The sequence below is a fragment of the Enterobacter sp. 01-M-03-SI-ECC genome (genome assembly GCF_047530215.1).
Taxonomy (GTDB): domain Bacteria; phylum Pseudomonadota; class Gammaproteobacteria; order Enterobacterales; family Enterobacteriaceae; genus Enterobacter; species Enterobacter chengduensis.
The window spans coordinates 47,210-68,270 of sequence record NZ_JBLKDA010000018.1 but is presented as its reverse complement, the minus strand read 5'-3'; the positions used below and the strand labels follow the sequence as shown (position 1 = coordinate 68,270).

Annotated in this window: 17 protein-coding genes; 4 read left to right on the top strand and 13 right to left on the bottom strand. The window is 59.4% G+C overall.

Annotation, left to right across the window (positions count from 1 at the left end; all coding sequences use genetic code 11):
• Positions 1–31: 31 nt before the first annotated feature.
• Both pbpC and ACMWKK_RS16640 read right to left on the bottom strand, forming a co-directional pair.
• Positions 32–2,359 (bottom strand): peptidoglycan glycosyltransferase PbpC, encoded by a 2,328-nt coding sequence (gene pbpC, locus ACMWKK_RS16645; RefSeq protein ID WP_406542870.1) that lies wholly within the window; start codon positions 2,357–2,359, stop codon positions 32–34.
• A gap of 1 nt (position 2,360) precedes the next feature.
• Positions 2,361–7,313, bottom strand: a complete 4,953-nt coding sequence (locus tag ACMWKK_RS16640; RefSeq protein ID WP_112779908.1) for an alpha-2-macroglobulin family protein — start codon at positions 7,311–7,313, stop codon at positions 2,361–2,363.
• Between the two features lie 286 nt (positions 7,314–7,599).
• Here ACMWKK_RS16640 and ACMWKK_RS16635 point away from each other — a divergent pair, with 286 nt between their 5' ends.
• From ACMWKK_RS16635 to ACMWKK_RS16620, 4 genes are all read left to right on the top strand, one after another.
• Entirely contained in the window at positions 7,600–9,144 is a 1,545-nt protein-coding gene (locus tag ACMWKK_RS16635) for a PTS transporter subunit EIIC (RefSeq protein WP_112779909.1), read from the top strand.
• 12 nt (positions 9,145–9,156) lie between these two features.
• The gene (locus tag ACMWKK_RS16630; protein WP_406542869.1) at positions 9,157–10,524 is read left to right on the top strand and encodes a 6-phospho-alpha-glucosidase; all 1,368 of its coding nucleotides are present in this window, start codon (positions 9,157–9,159) and stop codon (positions 10,522–10,524) included.
• Positions 10,525–10,614: 90 nt separating this feature from the next.
• On the top strand, positions 10,615–11,460 hold the full coding sequence (gene sseA / locus ACMWKK_RS16625; RefSeq protein ID WP_112779911.1) for a 3-mercaptopyruvate sulfurtransferase: 846 nt from the start codon (positions 10,615–10,617) through the stop codon (positions 11,458–11,460).
• Entirely contained in the window at positions 11,460–12,230 is a 771-nt protein-coding gene (locus ACMWKK_RS16620) for a MurR/RpiR family transcriptional regulator (protein WP_045326051.1), read from the top strand. Before sseA ends, ACMWKK_RS16620 begins: the two co-directional genes overlap by 1 nt.
• A 17-nt stretch (positions 12,231–12,247) precedes the next feature.
• On the opposite strand, the gene sseB is transcribed toward ACMWKK_RS16620, so the two are convergent.
• From sseB to trmJ, 11 genes are all read right to left on the bottom strand, one after another.
• On the bottom strand, positions 12,248–13,024 hold the full coding sequence (gene sseB / locus ACMWKK_RS16615) for an enhanced serine sensitivity protein SseB (protein WP_045326053.1): 777 nt from the start codon (positions 13,022–13,024) through the stop codon (positions 12,248–12,250).
• 95 nt (positions 13,025–13,119) lie between these two features.
• Positions 13,120–14,406: an aminopeptidase PepB gene (gene pepB / locus ACMWKK_RS16610; protein ID WP_045326056.1), complete on the bottom strand. Its 1,287-nt coding sequence runs from the start codon at positions 14,404–14,406 to the stop codon at positions 13,120–13,122.
• A 60-nt stretch (positions 14,407–14,466) separates the two neighbouring features.
• Positions 14,467–14,667, bottom strand: coding sequence for a Fe-S cluster assembly protein IscX (gene iscX / locus ACMWKK_RS16605; RefSeq protein ID WP_003860650.1), 201 nt, complete (start codon positions 14,665–14,667; stop codon positions 14,467–14,469).
• Position 14,668: 1 nt separating this feature from the next.
• Positions 14,669–15,004, bottom strand: coding sequence for an ISC system 2Fe-2S type ferredoxin (gene fdx, locus ACMWKK_RS16600; RefSeq protein ID WP_003860652.1), 336 nt, complete (start codon positions 15,002–15,004; stop codon positions 14,669–14,671).
• A 1-nt stretch (position 15,005) separates the two neighbouring features.
• Positions 15,006–16,856: a Fe-S protein assembly chaperone HscA gene (hscA, locus tag ACMWKK_RS16595; RefSeq protein WP_112779912.1), complete on the bottom strand. Its 1,851-nt coding sequence runs from the start codon at positions 16,854–16,856 to the stop codon at positions 15,006–15,008.
• A gap of 14 nt (positions 16,857–16,870) precedes the next feature.
• Entirely contained in the window at positions 16,871–17,386 is a 516-nt protein-coding gene (hscB, locus tag ACMWKK_RS16590; RefSeq protein WP_406542868.1) for a co-chaperone HscB, read from the bottom strand.
• A gap of 79 nt (positions 17,387–17,465) precedes the next feature.
• Positions 17,466–17,789 carry an iron-sulfur cluster assembly protein IscA gene (gene iscA, locus ACMWKK_RS16585; RefSeq protein ID WP_003860659.1) on the bottom strand — a complete coding sequence of 108 codons (324 nt, stop codon included), beginning with the start codon at positions 17,787–17,789 and terminating at the stop codon, positions 17,466–17,468.
• A 13-nt stretch (positions 17,790–17,802) separates the two neighbouring features.
• Positions 17,803–18,189, bottom strand: coding sequence for a Fe-S cluster assembly scaffold IscU (gene iscU / locus ACMWKK_RS16580; protein WP_003860661.1), 387 nt, complete (start codon positions 18,187–18,189; stop codon positions 17,803–17,805).
• A 24-nt stretch (positions 18,190–18,213) separates the two neighbouring features.
• Positions 18,214–19,428: a cysteine desulfurase gene (gene iscS / locus ACMWKK_RS16575; protein ID WP_008502157.1), complete on the bottom strand. Its 1,215-nt coding sequence runs from the start codon at positions 19,426–19,428 to the stop codon at positions 18,214–18,216.
• 117 nt (positions 19,429–19,545) lie between these two features.
• Positions 19,546–20,037 (bottom strand): Fe-S cluster assembly transcriptional regulator IscR, encoded by a 492-nt coding sequence (iscR, locus tag ACMWKK_RS16570; RefSeq protein ID WP_008502158.1) that lies wholly within the window; start codon positions 20,035–20,037, stop codon positions 19,546–19,548.
• 232 nt (positions 20,038–20,269) lie between these two features.
• Complete coding sequence (gene trmJ / locus ACMWKK_RS16565) at positions 20,270–20,995, bottom strand: tRNA (cytosine(32)/uridine(32)-2'-O)-methyltransferase TrmJ (protein WP_008502159.1); 726 nt, start codon at positions 20,993–20,995, stop codon at positions 20,270–20,272.
• Positions 20,996–21,061: the final 66 nt, after the last annotated feature.

Sequence of the window (21,061 nt, the reverse complement as noted above, 5' to 3'; positions counted from 1 at the left end):
ATAATTATCAAGCTAAGCCGCGTAGCTTATTTTAATAAGCCATTTCGAAATTCACCGTCGCTATTTGGCCTGTTTCATCCATTACAATTAATTGATATTCTCCAGGCAAAGATAATTTCAGTGAATATTTATTGTTATGGCCCTCTAAAGGCTCACCATTTAAAAACCACCATCGCTGCCCTTCTCCACCGCTGGTTGAGAGAGAGAGCATGACTGCTGTCTCACCCGGAAGATGCCTGATGACGGCCCCCTCCCTGACCCCTGACAGCATAAGCGGTGCGATATTGCTGTTGTCCAGAGGTGGGCAAACCGTTGATGCAGCCGGGAGACGCGCCGCTCTTTTTTCCGCAGCGGGCAGCCACGGCTCCAGCGGCAGCGGCCAGACATCCAGGACTTTTTCAGCTGCGTCAGGGCAATCTGCGGCCACGCGTTTGCCCGTTTTATCCAGCCAGACTGGGAAGCGAATGCCGCGTATGCCTTCCTGCTCGGGCAGAAGCAGCGTGGGCGGTTCACTCCCTTCCAGCAGCCAGGTCGACAGGCGACGTCGACAGTTTTCACTGCCTTCCGGCAGCGACTGGCCGCCCGGCCAGCAGATCGCGCCGCGTCCGACGCTCTTCGGACGCGGATCGCGCGGCAGGCGGGCTTCGTCTACCGTTGAGCGTGACTGAAGCAGGTTATTCACCTGGTTTAACAGCGGAACCGCGCTGGCGAAACCAAACTGTCCCGCTACGGGCGTGCCGTCCGGTCGTCCGGTCCAGATGCCTATCACGTAACGGGCATTCAGACCGATGGCCCAGGCATCACGGTAGCCGTAGCTGGTGCCGGTTTTCCACGCCAGCGGGGCAACCTGCGGTAGCGCATTATCCGGCAGCGGCTGCGCCTCGTTGGCCAGAATACGGCGAATAATCCACGCCGCGCCTGGCGATAACAGAGGCCGTTCAGTCAGCGGATCGCCCGGCTGCAACCGCAGCCTCCCCGCCTTACCGTGTCGGGCAAAGGCGCTGTAGGCCGCGGCGATATCTGCTAGCCGCGCGCCTGCCCCGCCGAGGATCAGAGACAGATTCGGCTGCGCCCCCGCGGGCAGGATCAGCGGCAAGCCTGCGTTGCTCAGCATACCGGCAAAGCGTTTTGGCCCGTAGGCTTCCAGCACCTGAACGGCAGGCAGGTTGAGGGAGCGTACCAGCGCCTCACTCATGCTTACCGGCCCGTGGAAGCCGCTGTCGAAATTTCCGGGGCGATAATCACCGGTTTTTCGTGGAACGTCCTGAAGCAACGAGGCGGGATGGATCAGGCCATCGTCCAGCGCCATGCCGTAGATAAAGGGCTTTAACACCGATCCCGGCGATCGGATCGCATTGACCATATCCACGTGGCTAAAACGCGTATCATCGTTGATATCCACAGACCCCACCCAGCCGCGCACTTTCATATCGGTGTGATCCACGACGATCATCGCCAGCGAGCTGCGCGCCGGCAGGCGCGATTTCCAGTTCATCGCCAGCTCCTCCAGCTGCCGCTGCAGTCCGGCATCCAGCGTGGTGACGATTTTCGTGTCGCGGCTTTTGCCGAGCATCATGCGCGCAAAGAGCGGCGCCAGCTGCGGCATCTGCCGGGGCGCCAGCCATACCGATTCCTCGCGAGACTCTTTGACCTGCTTTGCGGACCAGACCCCCTGCGTCGCCATACGCTCGAGCACTTTATTGCGCGCCGCTTCGGCACGCTCAGGCCAGCGATCCGGGCGCAAGCGGCTGGGTGCCTGGGGCAGCACTGCCAGCAGGGCCGCGTCGGAATAGCTGAGCTGAGACGGCGGCTTGCCCAGGTACGTCCAGCTTGCTGCCCCCACGCCCTGCAGCGTACCGCCAAACGGCGCGCGGTTGAGATAGAGCGTGAGGATGTCGCGTTTGGAAAGATGCCACTCCAGCTGCATAGCCCGCCAGAGCTGGCGAATTTTGCCGCCAAAGGTGCGCGGGTGCGGATCCAGCAGTCGCGCGACCTGCATGGTGAGCGTGCTTCCGCCAGAGACCACTTTCCCTGAGCTGAGATCCTGCCAGGCTGCGCGCAGGACAGAGAGCGGGTTAACGCCTGGGTGCTCCCAGAACCAGCGATCTTCGTACTGGATCAGCGCCTCAAGATAACGGGGAGAAACCTCTTCGATCGTCACCGGGTAGCGCCATATCCCGTCGCTATCGGCAAAACGCCAGAGCGGCGTGCCCTTCTCATCCACCACCACCCGCGCGGGGTTAACCTCTTTCAGCGGCAACGGCCACAGGCGGTCAGCGGCGACAATCAGCCCCCATAAAACGAGAAGCGCTCCCGCCAGCCACAGCCAGCGGGAGCGTGTCAAACGTGCCATTCGCATATTACGGAACAACAATCAGCGGGCCACTGGCCGCCCCCGTTGCCCGCCACTGCGGAACGTACATCGACTCTACCATCGGCACCGGCACCTGGTAGGTTCCCGGCGTCACGGCACGCGCCAGATAGACCAGCGTAACCGGCTGACCTTCGTTCACCGGCACGGCGGCCACAAAGCGGTCGTCGCGGAACTCCATATGCTGAATATCGGCCTGCTGCATCTGGCTGAGCAGGTTCTGTACCTCGCTGCCGCTGTCCTGCAGGCTGGCGCTGCTGCTCGCCAGGTTCTGGTTTTCCAGCTCCAGACCCGCAGGGAGGAGATCCACCACCAGCGCATCCGGCACGTTCTGGCTGGCCTTCACTTCCAGCCACACCAGCACCAGTTCGCCGCTCTTCAGTGAAGAGAGCGATTTACTGCTGCCGTCGGTTGCCAGGATATGACGTTCAACCTGCAGCACGTTCGAGCTCGGCTCAGGGGCATATTCCGGATAACCGGTGCTGTCCAGGCGCACCCACAGTGGTGAAGTGCCGGTATTGGTTACCTGCAGGGCGCCAAGCTGGTCGCCGCTTACGTTTTGTACCTGCGCCTTATCCCCGCCCGATGCGGTATCAGACAGCGTGGTTTTCGCCTGCCACGAACCGGACAAGGTTTGCAGCGAACGTCCCGCCAGGAACAGCGCGTTGCTTTCCTGAGTGGACAACCAGCGCTGGCTGAAGGCCTCTTCGGAAAGCGCGTTTAGCAGCGTATTTTGCGCATCCGGCAGCAGCTTGTACTCCTCCAGAAGAGAGAGCATCAGCGCGTTATCGCGAAGCTGGCTGCCGTAATCGGCCATCCAGTTTTTGCTGTCGTTGCGCGGGGTTTTGAGCGCCAGATCCAGCGCCTGCTGGCTACGCGGCGCATCGCCCATCAGCTTGAGCGCCATGCCCAGCTGCATCAGCGGCAGTCCGGACGCCGCCTGAGCGTGACGATCCCAGATTTCACGCAGCGCGCCCAGCGGCGCTTTTTGCTGACGCGCCAGCACCAGCGCGGCATACGCCTGCACGGCGAACCTGCTGGCCTGCGTATCGTCGCTGTAGCGAATGGACATCATGCCCGGATCCTGCAGGTAGCGCAGCAACCGGCTATTGGCGTTGTTCACGGCATCGGCAGGCACGCTGTAGCCCTGCTCGCCCGCGCGCACCAGGAAGTCGGTCACGTAAGCCGTCAGCCAGTACTCTTCCGGACCGTTTTTGTCCCACAGCGCGAACCCGCCGTCTTCACGCTGCATCTGCAGCAGACGGGAGATGCCGATATCAATCGCTGCGCGGCGCCTATCGTCGCTGTCGCCTTTGATGCCAAGTGCAGCAAGCTGCGCCGCGTTGGTGTAGAGCGACGGGAACAGGCCGCTGGTGGTCTGCTCGAGGCAGCCATACGGATAGGCCTGCAGTTCGCGAATATAGCGCGCCAGGTTGAGCGGTGGTTTACCGCTCAGCAGCAGCTGTCCCTGCAGGGTATCAGGAGAGAAACCGGTGCTGTGCTGCGCCGGTGCGGTCCAGGATTCGCCAGGGTTCAGCATGGCGCCGGTATTGACCGTCTGCGCCGGGAACGCCGGGCGCACGCCGATTTTCCAGCTCTTCTGCTGCGGGGCGAAGGTCTCGCCTGGAAGCTGCAGGCCGGTCACCCGCGCGGTCACTTCACCGTCACCGTATCCGTCCAGCGCGCGCACCGGAATAAACAGCATGCTGCGCGCGCCCGGTGGCAGCTGGACAGGCTGAGGCTGTGCGCCTTCCAGCGCCAGTTTGCCGGTAGAGGACAGGGCGACGTTGAGCGTTTGCGGCTTGTCGGTCAGGTTAGTGATATCCAGCGTCAGGCGCGAGGTATCGCCGCTTGCCAGGAAACGTGGCGTATTCAGCTCGGTAATGACCGGCGCGGCGACAATAATCTTGCTTTCACTGCTGCCGAAATCGTCTTCCGTCCAGGCCTGCGCCATCAGACGCAGCTCACCGTTAAAGTCTCCAATCGGCAACGTGATTGTGCCTTCCCCGTTGGCATCCAGCGTGACCGGCTGAGCCTGCTGGGCGATAATGGTGACGTGATTAACCGGCGGTTTGCCGCCGCGCTTCAGTTCATCCCCATCGCCACCAAAACGCAGCGCGGCCAGACGCCCCTGCCCTTCAATGACCTGGCCGTAAATATCGTAGATATCCGCGCCGTAACGCTTCTGACCAAAGAAAGCCTGCCACGGATCCGGCGTAACGTAATCGGTAATGTTCAGCACGCCGCTGTCCACCGCCGAGACCAGCACGTTTACCTTCTGCGGAACCGCCCCCTCTTTCACGCTAGCTTTCACCTTCACCGAGAGCGTCTGGTTTGGACGCATTTTCTGTGGGTTATCGAGCGCAATGTTCAGGCGGCGGTTTTCGTCGCCCATCGGCAGATGCAGCAGGCCAACCGCGCGTTTCGGCGTGGCGGATTTCGATTTATCCCCAGGACGGACCACCAGCGTGCTCAGATAGAGGTCGTGACGTTTCCAGGCCTTATCGACCGGAATAGCGAGATCCAGCCCGTTTGCCGGTACGTCGATCTCCTTCCACCACAGCGGCCCTTCACTGGACTCAATCATCGCATAGCCCTTGCCTGCGGCTGGCGCGGCAATGTGCAGGTTGATGGTGTCGCCAGGCTGATAGGCTGGCTTATCCAGCTTAAGCGTTACGCGGTCAGGGCGCGCAGCGCCGGTGCCGTCGCTGTTATCCTGCCAGCTGTAGCCTGCCCAGAAGCGCACGCTGCTGACCATCTCGTCAGGTGCTTTCACCTCAAGACGATAAGAGCCCCATTCCACCGGGAAGGTGACCTTGCCGGTTTCATCGGCCTTGAGCGTCAGCTCCTGCTCGCCTTCGACCAGATCTTTTTGATCGAACTGAGACTGCCAGCCTTCGCTCTCAGACCAGTTCCAGAAGTAGTCGCGGCGCTCGCGGATCAGGCGCACCTGAAGCCCGGAAACGGCCTTTTTCGCGCCGCTGGCATCGGCATACACGATGTCGAAGCTGGCGTTGCCGTTCTCGTCAACAATCGGCTGGCTGACGGTGGTATCGGTGCGGTAGTCGTAAACGGCTTTACTGGCGAACTGAGGGCGAATACCCGGCAGCTCAGCCGCTGGCCAGATGGCCTGCTCGGCGCGACGCGTCACCGGACGGCCGCCGGACTCCAGCAGGCTGGCCTGCAGGATCAGCTGCAGCGGCGAGTGCACCTCTTTCCACTGGCTTTCGGTAGAAACCTGTCCACGCCCCTTTTCGTCCAGCGTAAGCTGAACTTCATCCAGGCTGCGGCTCAGGTTCTCCTCGGCGATATCGCCAAACTGGAAGCCCGGCAGCGCGGCCACGGCTTCACGCAGCGGACGCAGGAAAAACTGGCCCTGCAGGGAATTACCGTTGGCAGGCGCGCCGTACAGGTAATAACCGACGACGTTAAAGTCGACGTTATCCTGCGGTGAAACCGGCGTTTTTTGCCCGCTGAGGTTGAGCGCCATACGCTCTGGCATGAAGTCTTCAACGTGGAAATCCCACAGGCGCTGCAGGTTATCGCCCGTGTTGGCGCGGATATGCCACATGCCGGTTTGCGCCCCACCATCCAGCGGATAGTTAAAGCGATAGAGTCCGTTCTCTGGCTTGACGACAACAGTACGCGCGACCTGTCCATCCGGACGCAGCACGTCAAGCTTCACGGGCTGGTCGGGAAGCGGCTTACCGTCGCTGTCGCGCAGGAGACCGTTAAGGATCACCGTTTCGCCCGGGCGGTAGAGATCGCGTGGGCCAAACATAAAGAATTGTTTGCTGTAGCCAGGGCTCCCTGCGATATCGAATTCGGCCAGATCGAGGGCCGGTAGCTTGAGGTCAAGCAGCGTGGTCTGGCCGTCTTTGCTCGCCAGAATCAGCGCGGCTTCTTTGTCCGTTTCGAGCTTCGCATGACCGTCGGCATCGCTGTTCGCTTCGGCAAGGGTCTGCCCTTTGTCGTTCAACAGGGTGACGGTGACGCCGGACTGCGCCGCGCCGTTCTCCAGGCTCTGGGTGAAGATGTCCAGGCGGTTATGGTAACGGTGTGCGGACAGACCAATATCGCTTAAGGTAAAGAGCGTTGCGGCGTTGCTGTAGTTATAGTGCCCGGCCTGGTTCATGACCGCGATATAAACGCCAGACTGCTGGAGCGGCTTGATATCCTTGAGGGGCAGCAGCAGTTTTTCGCGCGTGTTGCGCGCCGGATTAAGATCGAAACGACCGGTGTAAACCAGCTCCGCCATCTTCAGCAGGTTGTCGGATTCCCAGTTGGTCAGCGAGTTACGGTACTCCCACTGGCTGACAAGGGAGGCCAGCGATTCCGGCTTCACGCGGTAGAAGTTGACGTCAACATTGTTGACGTTGAGCGCCATCACCGGCAGACCTTCCACCACCTTACCCGGCAGCAGCGAGCCGCGGCTGGCAAAACCTACCGTCGGTTCAACGTCCCGGGTGGTCAGGGCTTTTTCATAATCAATGCCGAACGTCGCCTTGTTCAGCGCCTGCAGGCCCCGTTCAACGGTGACGACCAGGTTGCGGTTGGGCTCAAGATGGCGCAGGCGAAGCTCTTTCAGGTTAGGCGCAAGTTCCCACGCTCCGTCAACCTTGCCGCTTTTCTTATCCACGACGTGAACCGTTTTGGCGAAGTCCTGATCGGGGTTCAGCGGGACAGAAAAGGTCAGCACCAGCGTGGCGGCACCGTCGAGCTGAACTTCGGAGGCATCAAGCAGCGTCAGCGCTTTTCCCTGACTCTGCGCGGCCAGTTTAGCCAGCGTTTCTGCATTGGGTTTTTCCGCAGCTTTCGGCGTGGATGCGGTAGATGCCGCGGGAGCCGCAGCCTGAGGTTTATCGTCGCTGTTATCACAGCCGGCAAGCGTAAACGTGGTAAGCAGCGCAAGAGAGAGCGCGGCTAAGCGAAACGGTTTCATCCTTTGTCCCTGGCCCATGGAGCCTGTTGGTCGTCGTCCGGATAAGTATTATCCGCAAGTTTCATTAATTCAAAAAGTCCAATTTTAGATTCTGGAAAGCGCCTCGCAGAACGGTATTACGCCGCTGCGCCGTGATGGAACCGCGATCACAGCACGTAACGTCACATGTTACCTTTTACGTCATTTGTTTTTAAAACAAGAAGATAGCTGGATAAGTGCATCTGCTGACTGCTAGTTTTATGACCATAACGCACCCAGAGTGCGCGGTTCAAAAAGAGAGAAAGCCATGAAACGAGCCGTGAACGCCCTACAAAATTTCGGAAAATCATTGTACGGACCGGTACTTATCTTACCGATCGTCGGTCTGTTTATTGCCTTTGGTAACGTGCTGGGCAACGGTAATCTCGCTGAATATCTGCCGTTTCTTGGCCATCCGCTGATTCAGCATCTTGGTCAGCTTATTGCAAAATCTGCCGTGTCGGTGTTGGTGAACCTGGCGCTGGTGTTTGCCGTCGGGATCCCGATTGGGCTGGCAACGCGCGATAAAGGCTACGCGGCGCTGATTGGTCTGGTGACCTTCGTGGTGTTTATCAACGCCATGAACGTAACGTTACAGCTTCAGGGCGAGCTGGCGCCAGCGGACCAGATGAAAGCGGCCGGGCAGGCCATGGTGCTGGGCGTACAGGTGCTGGAGATGGGTGTTTTCGCCGGGATCCTGACCGGGGCGCTGTCGGGATATCTGTACAATAAATATTCCGGGGTACAGTTTAACGGCGCGATGGCGATTTACTCCGGCCACTGTTTTGTTGCCATTGTGATGCTTCCGGTTTCCATGCTGCTCGGCGTGGTAATGAGCGAACTGTGGCCGTTTGCCCAGCACGGGATTAGCGCCCTGGCGCTGGCCATCAAAGGCTCAGGCCCGTTCGGCGTGGCCATCTACGGCTTCCTGGAACGTATTCTGGTCCCCACCGGCCTGCACCATCTGGTCTATACCCCGTTCCTCTATACCGAGCTGGGCGGCACGCAGGAGGTGTGCGGCGCAACCTATCAGGGCGCGCGTAATATCTACTTCGCCGAGATGGCCTGCCCGGAGGTGAAGCAGCTCAGCAGCACCGTCGTGTGGGACGCGCGCGGAATCAGCAAAATGTTCGGCCTGCCCGCCGCCGCGCTGGCGATGTACATGACCGCCAGGCCGGAGCGTAAAGCCGTTGCGAAAGCGATTCTGATCCCGGCGGCGCTGACCTCACTGCTGGTGGGCGTCACCGAGCCGATTGAGTTCTCCTTCCTGTTCGTCGCCCCACTGCTGTTCGTGGTGCACGCGCTGCTGACCGGCATCGGCATGATGCTGTTCTCCCTGCTGGGCGTTCACGCCATCGGCGCCAACGGGATTATCGATTTCATCCTCTACAACCTGCCGCTCGGCACGGAGAAGTCCAACTGGCCGATGTATCTGCTGGTCGGGCTGATCATGTTCGCTCTCTACTTCCTGGTGTTCCGCTTCCTGATCCTGCGCTTCAACATGAAGACGCCGGGCCGTGAGGATGACGATAAAGAGACGCGCCTCTACAGCAAGCAGGAGTATCAGGCGAAGGGCAATAACGACGGGCTGGGTGAGTCCATCGTGATGGGCCTCGGCGGCAGGGAGAATATTGAGGTTGTGGATAACTGCTATACCCGCTTACGCGTCACGGTGAAGGACGTCGGCATTATCGACGAGCCGCGCCTGAAGGCCACCGGCGCGAAAGGGGTCATCAAACAAGGTAACAACGTTCAGGTGGTCTACGGGCTGCACGTCAAAAAAATGCGAGAAGCCGTTGAGACGTTTCTCTGAAAGGAGCTAAAAATGTTAACACCCCCATTTATTCTGTCGATTGCCGGCGGCGGCAGCACCTACACGCCGGGCATTGTGAAAAGCCTGATGGTGCGCCAGCAGGATTTTCCGCTGGCCGAAATCCGCCTCTATGACATTGACGAGGCGCGTCAGAACACCATTGCGCCGGTGGTTGAGAAAGTGATTCGCGACCACAGTGAAAGCATCAAATTCACCGTCACCACTGACCCGGAAGTGGCGTTCAGCGGCGCGCATTTCGTCTTCGCCCAGATGCGCGTCGGTCAGTACAAAATGCGCGAGCAGGATGAGAAGATCCCCCTGCGGCACGGCGTGGTCGGTCAGGAGACCTGCGGTCCCGGCGGGCTGGCGTACGGGCTGCGCACGATCCTGCCGATGGTGGAGCTTATCGATCTGGTGGATCGCTACGCGCATCAAAAAGCCTGGATCGTGAACTACTCCAACCCGGCGGCGATCGTCGCCGAAGGCGTGCGCCGCCTGCGCCCGAACGCGCGGGTGCTGAACATCTGCGACATGCCCGTCGCCGCCATGCGCAATATGGGCGCGATTCTGGGCGTGGATCGCCACAGGCTGGAGGTGGACTATTTCGGCCTGAACCACTTCGGCTGGTTTACCCGCGTGCTGGTGGACGGCGAGGACAGGCTGCCCGAGCTGCGCAAGCATATCGCTAAGTTTGGCCTGCTCACGGAAGACGCCGCCAAAACCGATCCGCAGCATTCCGATCCTTCCTGGGTGAAGACCTGGCGCAACATTAAGCCGATCGTCGACAACTTCCCGGAGTATCTGCCGAACCCGTATCTCCAGTACTACCTGATGCCGAACCAGATTGTGGCGCATCAAAACCCGGACTATACCCGCGCCAACGAAGTGATGGACGGGCGCGAGAAAAAGCTGTTCGCCGCCGCCGAAGAGTATAAGCGCACCGGAATTTTACCGGATGCCTTCCACGTGGGCGTTCACGGCGAGTTTATCGTCGACGTGGCCTGCTCGCTGGCCTTCAACCTGCGGAGCCGCCATCTGGTGATGGTGGAAAACCGCGGGGCAATTACCAACCTGCCTTACGATGCCGTGGTGGAAGTGCCCGCGTATATCACCTCCGAAGGCCCGGAACCGATTCGCATCGGTCGGGTGCCGCTGTTCCATCAGACGCTTTTGCAACAGCAACTCGCATCTGAACAGCTGCTGGTGGAGGCGGCTATGGAAGGGAGCTATGAGAAAGCCCTGCAGGCGTTTACCCTCAACCGCACCGTACCCACTATGGAACATGCAAAAGCGATTCTGGATGAGATGATCGAGGCCAACCGCGACTACTGGCCTGCGCTGCAAAAAGCCTGGCAGGATGGCGAACCGGTGAAAAAATAGGGGCTTGCTCTCGAGTTGAACGTGGTTTGCTTGTCGGTGTCAGAAAAAACACCGACAATCCTTTTTTACGGAAAAGAATGGAGGCAACCCATGTCCACCTCATATTTTGTCGCCGCCGACTGGCTGATTGAGCACGGCGACGACCCGGAAGTTCAGATTATCGACGCGCGCATGGCCCCTCCGGGCCAGGAGCACCGCGACGTGCCCGGTGAATACCGCGCAGGGCATCTGCCTGGCGCGGTATTCTTTGATATCGAAGCCCTCTCCGACCATACCTCTCCCCTTCCGCACATGCTGCCGCGACCGGAAGCCTTTTCCGTGGCGATGCGCGAGCTGGGCGTCAGTAAAGATAAGCATCTCGTTGTCTATGATGAAGGCAACCTCTTCTCCGCGCCGCGCGCGTGGTGGATGCTGAAAAACTTCGGCGTGGAAAAAGTGTCGATTCTGGCGGGCGGGCTGGCGGGCTGGAAGCGCGACGAGCTGCCGCTACAGCAGGGTGACGTGACGCTGCCGGAAGGGGATTTCGACGCCACGTTCGACGCGCACGTGGTGAAGCGCCTGACCGACGTGCTGGTCGTTAGCCATGAAAAAACGGCGCAAATCGTCGATGCCCGTCCTGCTCCGCGCTTCAATGCCGAAGCGGATGAGCCGCGTCCGGGACTGAAGCGCGGACATATTCCGGGCGCGCTGAACGTGCCGTGGGGCGACCTGGTGTTTGAAGGCGAGCTGAAAACCACCGACGAGCTGCGCGCTATTTTTGACCGCGCGGGCGTCGATTTACGCCGTCCGATTATTGCCAGCTGCGGTTCCGGCGTCACGGCCTGCGTGGTGATTCTGGCCCTCGCCACGCTCGGCGTAAGCGACGTCACGCTTTACGACGGTGCATGGAGCGAATGGGGCGCGCGGGACGACCTGCCGGTTGAACCGGCGAAATAATGGATAATCGCCTGGCCACGCTGTTAACGCGCGGGGCGTCCCTGACCCGCGCAGAGTATCGCGTCCTCGCCCACCTCACGGAGCATCCGCTGCTGGTGGGCAACATCACGGTGCGCGAGCTGGCGCAGGCGACGTTTGTTTCCACCGCCACCATTATGCGGCTGTGTCAGAAGCTGGGGTTCAGCGGCTTTAGCGAACTCATCTGGCACTGCAAGCAGCTGCTCTCGGACACTCCGCACATTTCCGCGCAGCCTGAGCAGCAGGCTGAATTGCCCGCGCTGTTTAATCAGTTTATCGCCAACTATCAGCACACTTTCCAGTGGGTGACGCAGGACAAACGCCAGCAGTTTGCTAACCTGCTGCGCCAGAAAGAGAGTTTCTTTCTCTACGGAGCCGGTTTTTCCTATCTGTTTGCCGAGTACCTGACCAAGAAGCTGCAGGTACTGGGCAAAACGGCGTTTATCTCCGGGCCGGGGGACAGCCGGAACATTTTTCTCAGCAACGCCGCCCGTTACCAGGTGTTTATTGCCGTCTCGCGCAGCGGCGAAACGGAACAGGTGCTGGATAAAGCGCGGATAGCCAAAAACGTTGGTATGACGATCGTCGCGTTTACCCGCGCCTCGGCCAATACGCTGGCGGGAATGGCGGACGTGCACTTTGCGCTCTATGACGAAGCGGTACACTTTGCCGCCGAAGCCGCAGGGGTGACGTCGTTTGAGTCGAATCTGGTGCTGCTGATGGATTTACTGCTGCTGGAAGCAACGGGGTGATATTCACCCCGCCATAATCAGATGATGCGGTTGGTTTTGAGATCGCGCAGGAAGCCGCCCCAGCGACGCTCGTAGAACGGCGTGATGTGCTCGGTAATAAAGTGGCTGATGCCCTTCTCTCCGTTTTTCACCTGGCAGATATCAATCGGCTCATCGCCCGGCAGCGTGTCGGTCGCCACGCTGCCCGCGGCCTGGATGATGTCGTCGATATCGCCGTCGGCTTCAATACCGATCAGCAGCACGGGCTGTTCATCCGCCTGCTCTTTAATAGAGCAGAGGAACGCGCGCCTGACGGGCTTGAGCGTTTTGAACAGCGTCGTCAGGGAATCAATCATCTGCGCGGGCGGCTCGGCCACTTCAGACAGCAGCAGCGTTTCGCCCCCTTCCAGCACTTCCTGGGTGCTAAGTGGGTTACCCTCTTCACCAATCAGATGGCTGATTTCACGCGGCGTGAACTCTTTTCCGGTCGGCAACTTCGCGTTGAGGAACAGCGTCTGCCCGAGCGTCATTTCAAACAGGGTGCGCACCGGCATCACCACGAACGCCTGTTCGTCTTCAACCGCTTCCTGCAGCGCTTCCAGCGAGGTGAAGAACGGGATCACCGACGTGCCGTCGTCTTTCTCCCAGTGCAGCAGATCCAGCGCGCTGTCTTCTACAACCTGCTCACCTTCTGCCGCGGTGCCCGGCACCCAGACGGTGGATTCCAGCAGGGTGCGGAAAAAGGCCGGACGGTGAGCGGGCTCGGTCGCCGCCTGCTCCAGCAGGGTTTCTAATTCGTTTTTGGTATCTGACATAGTTTGGCTACTTAAAAAAAAGCCGGGTGGCGCTTCGCTTACCCGGCCTACAAAACCGTAGGCCCGTGCAAGCGCAGCGCCGCCGGGCAATGTGGTTACTCAGCCGTCAGCAGGTTCGCCACGGTACGCACGCCCAGACCGGTCGCGCCCGCGGACCACTGCTCAACCGCCGCTTTACGGTAGGTTGCGGAGCAGTCGATGTGCAGCCAGCCTTCGTGATAGTTCTCAACGAAGTGAGACAGGAAGCCCGCTGCGGTGCTTGCGCCCGCCGGGTAAGCCGCGCTGGCGGTGTTGTTCAGCTCGGCAAAGTTGGACGGCAGCTGGCTGCGGTGGAACTCGGCCAGAGGCAGACGCCAGAACGGCTCGTTTTCCGCCGCGGCGCTGGCCAGCAGGCGAGCGGCCAGCTTGTCGTCGAAGCTGAACAGCGCGTGGTAGTCGTTGCCCAGGGCGGTTTTCGCCGCGCCGGTCAGGGTCGCCATGTCGATGATCAGCTCCGGCTTCTGGGCAGAGGCGTCGATCAGGCCATCGGCCAGCACCAGACGGCCTTCGGCGTCGGTGTTCATCACTTCGACGTTTTTACCGTTGCGGTAGCGAATGATGTCGCCCAGCTTGAAGGCGTTACCGCTCACCATGTTGTCCGCACAGCACAGGTACAGCTTCACGCGCTTGTTCAGACCGCGGGTGATGGCAAATGCCAGCGCGCCGGTGATGGTGGCCGCGCCGCCCATGTCGGACTTCATGGAGTCCATGAACGCGCTCTGCTTCAGGCTATAGCCACCGGTGTCGAAGGTGATGCCTTTACCCACCAGGCAGGCAAAGACCGGGGCTGCTTTATCGCCGGTTGGGTTATAGTCCAGCGCCAGCAGCACCGGTGGACGCTCAGAGCCGCGGCCCACGGTGTGGATGCCCATGTAATTCTGCTCGCGCAGGTCTTCACCCTTGGTGATGCGGTAGGACATTTTGTCGCCCGCCACGCCGCACAGCAGGTCAACGGCGCGCTGCGCCAGCTGCTCAGGGCCTAACTCTTCCGCCGGGGCGTTGATGGTGTCGCGCACCCAGTCGATGATTTGCAGGCGGCTTTCCAGCTCTTTCTGACCGGCTGCATCAAGGTTAGCCCACTCAATTTTGCGGGTGCCTTTCGGCCCCTTGTAGCCCGCCCAGAACGCCCAGCTGCGGTCGGTGTCCCACCCTTCGCCAGCCAGAGAGACATGCTTAATGCCCAGACCGTCAATTTTACGCGCGGCGCGCTGGATCAGGCCCAAATCATCGTTGCCCGTCAGGTGCAGGGTAATACCGTCGTTGTTGATGCTGTAGCTGGCTTTCTCGCCCCAGCGCGCGTCGGCGGGCTGCGTAGAGAGCGTAATCTTCATCGCTTCGGTCATTTTATTTTTCCTTATTAGCAACTAGCAAACGGGCCGCCTGAAGGCAGCCCGTTTTGTTATTTATTCTGCTTCATCTAACCAGACTAACAGAATCGCCTCCAGAATTTTTTCATTGGATGCGTTTGGATCGTCGTCGAAATCCTCTAAATCGCAGATCCACTGATGCATGTCGGTGAATCGTACGGTTTTCGGATCGAGATCCGGGTTCGCGTCGTAGAGCGCTTCGCCGATTTCACGGCTGTCTGTCCACTTCAGTCCCATATTAATGCTCGCGTGCGTGGTTGATGGTGTAGCGTGGGAATTCCACGACCAGATCTTCATCGGTCACCGCGGCCTGGCAGCTCAGGCGGCTGTCCGGCTCCAGACCCCATGCTTTATCCAGCATGTCGTCTTCGTCTTCGGTGCTCTCGGCGAGAGAGTCGAAACCTTCACGCACGATGCAGTGGCAGGTGGTGCAGGCACAGGATTTTTCACAGGCGTGTTCCACTTCGATACCTGCGCGCAGGGCAACATCGAGAATGGTTTCACCGGTCTTCGCTTCCAGAACAGCGCCATCCGGACAGAGGTCCGCATGAGGCAAAATAACAATCTTTGGCATATTAAACCTCGTCCACGGACTGGCCCTTCAGCGCCACGCGGACAGATTTGTCCATGCGGCGAGCGGCGAAGTCCTGGGTTTGTTTATCAACGTTTTTAATGGCTTCTTCTATTGCGTCAGCATCATTGCCCATGGCGACGACGCTTAGGTGCGCGGCGGCCTCGTCAATCACCTGACGCTCAGCGGCGCTTAACAGCGCGGCATCGGCATTGAGCGCGCCGGTCAGGCTTTCCAGCACGCGCGCGGCTTCCACTTTCTGTTCCGCCAGCATACGCGCCTTCACATCCTGCTCGGCGTAGCTCATTGAGTCCTGAATCATGGAGGCAATTTCGCCATCGGTCAGGCCGTAGGACGGCTTCACCTGGATGGACGATTCCACGCCGGTGGATTTTTCCATCGCCGTGACGCTCAGCAGGCCGTCGGCATCCACCTGGAAGGTGACGCGAATATGCGCCCCGCCCGCTGGCAGCGCCGGAATACCGCGCAGCGCAAAACGCGCCAGAGAGCGGCAGTCCTGCACCAGCTCGCGCTCGCCCTGCATCACGTGGATGGACATCGCGGTCTGGCCGTCTTTAAAGGTGGTGAACTCCTGGGCACGCGCCACCGGAATGGTGGTGTTGCGCGGGATCACTTTCTCCACCAGGCCGCCCATGGTTTCTAACCCCAGCGACAGCGGAATGACGTCCAGCAGCAGCATTTCGCTGTCCGGCTTGTTGCCGACCAGAATATCGGCCTGGATAGCGGCGCCTACGGCCACCACCTTGTCCGGGTCGATGGAGGTCAGCGGCGTACGGCCAAAGAATTCGCCCACGCGCTCGCGCACCAGCGGCACGCGGGTCGAACCGCCCACCATCACCACTTCCAGCACCTCGTTCGCCTCAACGCCCGCATCCTTCAATGCGCGACGGCAGGCCAGCAGGGTGCGTTTCACCAGCGGTGCAATCAGGTCGTTAAACTGGTCGCGGGTAATCTCACCCTGCCAGCCCGCAACGTTGACGGTAACCGTCTGCGCGTCGCTCAGGGCGATTTTGGCGTCGATGGCCGCGTCCAGCAGCTCGCGCTGCACGCGGTTGTCGCTGCGATCGGCAACGCCCGCCTGCTCGCGAATGTAGTCCGCCAGCAGGTGGTCGAAGTCATCGCCGCCCAGCGCGGAATCCCCGCCGGTCGCCAGCACTTCAAACACCCCGCGGCTTAAGCGCAGAATCGAGATATCAAACGTCCCGCCGCCGAGGTCGTATACCGCGATCACCCCTTCCTGACCGGAGTCGAGGCCGTAGGCAATCGCCGCCGCCGTCGGTTCGTTCAGCAGACGCAGCACGTGCAGGCCCGCCAGACGCGCGGCGTCTTTGGTGCCCTGACGCTGTGCATCGTCAAAATAGGCCGGAACGGTAATGACTACGCCGTCCAGATCGCCGCCGAGCGTCGCCGTCGCGCGCGCCGCCAGCGCTTTGAGGATGTCGGAGGAAACACGAATCGGGTTCAGCAGACCGGCCGCGGTCGCGATCATCGGCAGGCCGTTTTCACTGGCCTGAAGCTGATACGGCAGATGCGGGTAGCGGGTCTGAATATCGGCCAGCGATCGGCCCATCATGCGCTTGACGGAGCTGATGGTGTTGGCCGGATCGCGCGCGGCGTTGGCGCGCGCGTCATAGCCGACCGCGTGACCCTGCTGCTGGTAGTGGACCACGGAAGGCAGCAGATGGCGGCCCTGCTCGTCAGCCAGCGTTTCCGCCTGGCCGCTGCGCACGGTCGCCACGAGGGAATTGGTGGTGCCCAGATCAATACCCACCGCCAGACGACGCTGGTGCGGTGCGGCACTTAAGCCAGGCTCACTAATTTGTAATAAGGCCATAATTGCTTCCGAAATTAAAAATCGAGCAGCTTTTCTTCGAGTTGTTCAGCACTGCTTCGCAGTTTATCGAGAAAACGGAGTTTGCGCACAGTATCTGCCGCCACGTCCCAGGTCTCGTTGTTCAGTTGCTCCACCACCTGCTGATGGCGGGTATCGAACATGCCCTTCACGCGCGTGATGAAGCTTTCCAGACGCGCTTCGTCTTTGGCCTGTTCAATCTCGTCGAGCTCTTCGCGCAGCTCCAGCTGTTCCATCAGAAACGCCGTGTCGCGCACGGTGTGCTGTTCGCTCGCCAGATCGAAACCGTGAAGCGAGAGCAGATACTCAGCGCGCGTCAGCGGATGGCGCAGCGTCTGCCAGGCCTGGTTGATGGTCGCAGAGTGCGATACCGCAGCCAGCTGTTCTGCCTGCGTCCCGCTCGCGAATTTGTCCGGATGGTACTGACGCTGCAGATCCTGAAAACGGACCGTCAGCGCCTGGAGGTCAATCGGGTATTGAGCGGGTAGTCCGAAGAGAGTGAAGTAATCCATAACAATCTCAGGGGTAGCCTGTTAGAACAAACCCCACGCGTAGCGCTAGAGCCACGGTGGGGTTTCGGATGACGCGCGGTTAAACGTGGAAGCTTTCGCCGCAACCACACTCGTCTTTGACGTTCGGGTTCGTGAATTTGAACCCTTCGTTCAGACCTTCTTTAACGAAGTCCAGCTGAGTGCCGTTGAGGAATTGCAGGCTTTTGCCATCGACCACCACCTTCACGCCCTTGTCTTCAAACACGGTGTCGTCAGACGCCGGCTCGTCAACAAACTCCAGTACGTAAGCCATACCAGAACAGCCGGAGGTACGTACGCCCAGTCGCAGGCCAAAGCCTTTACCACGGTTCGCCAGAAAAGAGCTTACTCGCGCGGCAGCGCTGTCGCTAAGGGTAATCGACATACTCAAACCTCAATTATTTTGCTTCACGTTTGCTTTTGTAATCCGCAATGGCGGCTTTGATCGCGTCTTCTGCCAGAATTGAGCAGTGAATTTTCACCGGTGGCAGTTCGAGTTCTTCAGCAATATCCGTATTCTTGATTGCCTGTGCTTCGTCCAGAGACTTGCCCTTCACCCATTCGGTGACCAGGGAGCTGGACGCGATAGCAGAACCGCAGCCGTAGGTCTTGAAGCGCGCGTCTTCAATGATACCTTCATTGTTGACTTTAATCTGCAACTTCATCACGTCGCCACACGCCGGCGCACCGACCATGCCGCTCCCAACAGATTCATCGCTGTTGTCAAAAGAGCCAACGTTGCGTGGGTTTTCGTAATGATCGATGACTTTTTCGCTGTATGCCATGATTGAATTCTCCTTATGTACCGATTAGTGATGTGACCATTCAATGCTGTTCAGATCCACGCCCTGCTTGAACATTTCCCACAGTGGAGAAAGGTCGCGCAGACGGCCAATGGAGTTGCGAACCAGCTTGATGGTGTAGTCAATCTCTTCTTCGGTAGTGAAACGACCTAAAGAGAAACGGATAGAGCTGTGTGCCAGCTCGTCAGTCATACCCAGCGCGCGCAGCACGTAGGATGGCTCAAGGCTTGCAGACGTACAGGCAGAACCGGAAGAAACCGCCAGGTCTTTCAGCGCCATGATCAACGACTCGCCTTCAACATAGTTGAAGCTGACGTTGAGGATGTTCGGTGCGCCCTGCTCGAGATCGCCGTTCAGATACACTTCTTCCATATCCTTCACGCCGTCCCATAGACGGTTACGCAGCGTGCGCAGGCGCGCCATCTCGGTTTCCATCTCTTCTTTTGCAATGCGGTAAGCTTCACCCATGCCCACGATCTGGTGAACAGGCAGCGTACCGGAACGCATGCCGCGCTCGTGACCGCCGCCGTGCATCTGTGCTTCAATGCGGATACGTGGCTTACGACGAACGTACAGCGCGCCAATCCCTTTCGGGCCATAGATTTTGTGGCCGGAGAAGGACATCAGGTCCACTTTCAGCTGGCTCAGGTCGATAGGCAGTTTGCCCACGCTCTGGGTCGCGTCCACGTGGTAGATGATACCGCGCGCGCGGCACATTTCGCCGATGGTTGCGATGTCCTGAACGACGCCAATTTCGTTGTTAACGTGCATGATGGAGACCAGAATGGTGTCATCACGCATGGCCGCTTCGAGCTCTTTCAGGTCAATAATACCGTTGCTCTGAGGCGCCAGATAGGTGACTTCGTAGCCTTCACGCTCCAGCTGGCGGCAGGTGTCCAGCACGGCTTTGTGTTCGGTTTTGCTGGTGATGATGTGCTTGCCTTTTTTCTGATAAAAGTTGGCTGCACCTTTGATCGCCAGGTTGTCGGATTCGGTCGCACCGGAGGTGAAAACGATCTCACGCGGGTCGGCACCCACCAGGTCAGCAATCTGATTACGGGCGATATCGACCGCCTCTTCAGCATGCCAGCCAAAACGGTGTGAACGGGAAGCTGGGTTACCAAAGTTTCCGTCCAGGGTCAGACACTGCATCATTTTCTCGGCAACACGCGGGTCCACCGGCGTGGTTGCGGAGTAATCGAGATAAATCGGTAATTTCATTGCTCTTTAAACTCCGTACATCGCTTCAATGCAAGGAATCAGGCAACCGGCTGGATGTACGACCGAGTACGCGGGGCGTGACCGCCCCGGCCTGATTCTGAAATCTTTATCGTTTTATTACGCGCGCAGTTTGACGTCGATAGCGTCCTGTGCGCGGGTGCTGCGTTGGGAATCATGGCTGTGCTGACGTCCCGACACGTCCAGAACTTCCTGGTTATTAACCAGTTCACCGAGGGTGATGTTGTTCAGGAAGCCGGTCAGACGGTCGCTCAGATCGCGCCACAGCGCGTGGGTCAGGCACTTGTCGCCGCCCTGGCAGCCGCCTTTACCCTGGCAACGGGTCGCGTCTACGGATTCGTCAACGGCGCTGATCACTTCGCCAACTGCAATACTGCCCGCGTCTTTACCCAGCAGATAACCGCCGCCCGGGCCACGAACGCTGGAAACCAGTCCATTTTTACGCAGTCTGGAGAACAGCTGTTCCAGATAAGAGAGGGAGATCCCCTGTCGTTCAGAAATATCAGCCAACGGAACCGGGCCCGCTTCGGAGTTGAGCGCAACGTCCAGCATCGCGGTCACGGCATAACGCCCTTTAGATGTCAGTCTCATGTCTTACTTAACCTCAAACTCGCCCCTGCCCGGGGTTTTTTATAGTAAAATGGGGTATTGCATAGCAGGGCCAAGTCTGACATTCCTGACTAAAATGGTCAACTATTTACTTGACTGTTTTAGTCAGGTATTTAACCTTCCGTGCCGTTTTTTTGTCGGGTGGCGCTTCGCTTACCCGGCCTACGGTTTTGTAGGCCGGGTAAGCGAAGCGCCACCCGGCGAACAGACGACACTATTCTTTATTCTTCTGCTCAATCGACGCCAGGATCCCGCGCAGGATGTTCAGCTCCTGGCTTTCCGGACGCGCGCGCGTAAACAGACGGCGCAGCTTGTTCATCACCTGACCCGGGTGGCCTTCACGGATAAAGCCGGTTGAGAGCAGCGTCTGCTCCAGGTGGCCGTAGAAGCGCTCAAGGTCGTCCACCAGCGGGTAGGCCGTCTCTTCTTTAGGCTCTACCTCTTTCTCCTGCGTCGCCAGCCACGCCATACGCACTTCATAGGCGATCACCTGCACCGCCATCGCCAGGTTCAGCGAGCTGTACTCCGGGTTCGCGGCAATGGCAACGTGATAGTGGCACTTCTGCAGCTCGTCGTTGGTCAGGCCAACGCGCTCGCGACCAAACACCAGCGCAACCGGTGCCTGTTCTGCTTCCGAGACGCTTTTCAGGCCGCATTCACGCGGGTCCAGCATCGGCCACGGCAGCGTGCGCGAGCGCGCGCTGGTCCCGACAACGAGGCTGCAGCCAGCCAGCGCTTCGTCGAGGGTATCGACGATCTGGGCATTGCCGATCACGTCGCTGGCACCGGCCGCCAGGGCGATGGCCTGCGAGTCGGGCTTAACCAGCGGGTTAACCAGCCACAGGTTCGTTAAGCCCATGGTTTTCATAGCGCGGGCAACGGAGCCCATGTTGCCGGTGTGCGATGTTTCGACCAGCACGATTCGAATGTTTTGCAGCATAATTTTTAGATGTCTGGATTCAGTGACTGAAGAATATTCCGGCATATTATCATAAACGAGAGACAT

Excerpts from the sequence above, each read along its gene's own strand:
- pbpC (WP_406542870.1), bottom strand. The coding sequence starts at position 2,359 with ATGCGAATGGCACGTTTGACACGCTCCCGCTGGCTGTGGCTGGCGGGA.
- ACMWKK_RS16640 (WP_112779908.1), bottom strand. The coding sequence starts at position 7,313 with ATGAAACCGTTTCGCTTAGCCGCGCTCTCTCTTGCGCTGCTTACCACG.
- ACMWKK_RS16635 (WP_112779909.1), top strand. The coding sequence starts at position 7,600 with ATGAAACGAGCCGTGAACGCCCTACAAAATTTCGGAAAATCATTGTAC.
- ACMWKK_RS16630 (WP_406542869.1), top strand. The coding sequence starts at position 9,157 with ATGTTAACACCCCCATTTATTCTGTCGATTGCCGGCGGCGGCAGCACC.
- sseA (WP_112779911.1), top strand. The coding sequence starts at position 10,615 with ATGTCCACCTCATATTTTGTCGCCGCCGACTGGCTGATTGAGCACGGC.
- ACMWKK_RS16620 (WP_045326051.1), top strand. The coding sequence starts at position 11,460 with ATGGATAATCGCCTGGCCACGCTGTTAACGCGCGGGGCGTCCCTGACC.
- sseB (WP_045326053.1), bottom strand. The coding sequence starts at position 13,024 with ATGTCAGATACCAAAAACGAATTAGAAACCCTGCTGGAGCAGGCGGCG.
- pepB (WP_045326056.1), bottom strand. The coding sequence starts at position 14,406 with ATGACCGAAGCGATGAAGATTACGCTCTCTACGCAGCCCGCCGACGCG.
- iscX (WP_003860650.1), bottom strand. The coding sequence starts at position 14,667 with ATGGGACTGAAGTGGACAGACAGCCGTGAAATCGGCGAAGCGCTCTAC.
- fdx (WP_003860652.1), bottom strand. The coding sequence starts at position 15,004 with ATGCCAAAGATTGTTATTTTGCCTCATGCGGACCTCTGTCCGGATGGC.
- hscA (WP_112779912.1), bottom strand. The coding sequence starts at position 16,856 with ATGGCCTTATTACAAATTAGTGAGCCTGGCTTAAGTGCCGCACCGCAC.
- hscB (WP_406542868.1), bottom strand. The coding sequence starts at position 17,386 with ATGGATTACTTCACTCTCTTCGGACTACCCGCTCAATACCCGATTGAC.
- iscA (WP_003860659.1), bottom strand. The coding sequence starts at position 17,789 with ATGTCGATTACCCTTAGCGACAGCGCTGCCGCGCGAGTAAGCTCTTTT.
- iscU (WP_003860661.1), bottom strand. The coding sequence starts at position 18,189 with ATGGCATACAGCGAAAAAGTCATCGATCATTACGAAAACCCACGCAAC.
- iscS (WP_008502157.1), bottom strand. The coding sequence starts at position 19,428 with ATGAAATTACCGATTTATCTCGATTACTCCGCAACCACGCCGGTGGAC.
- iscR (WP_008502158.1), bottom strand. The coding sequence starts at position 20,037 with ATGAGACTGACATCTAAAGGGCGTTATGCCGTGACCGCGATGCTGGAC.
- trmJ (WP_008502159.1), bottom strand. The coding sequence starts at position 20,995 with ATGCTGCAAAACATTCGAATCGTGCTGGTCGAAACATCGCACACCGGC.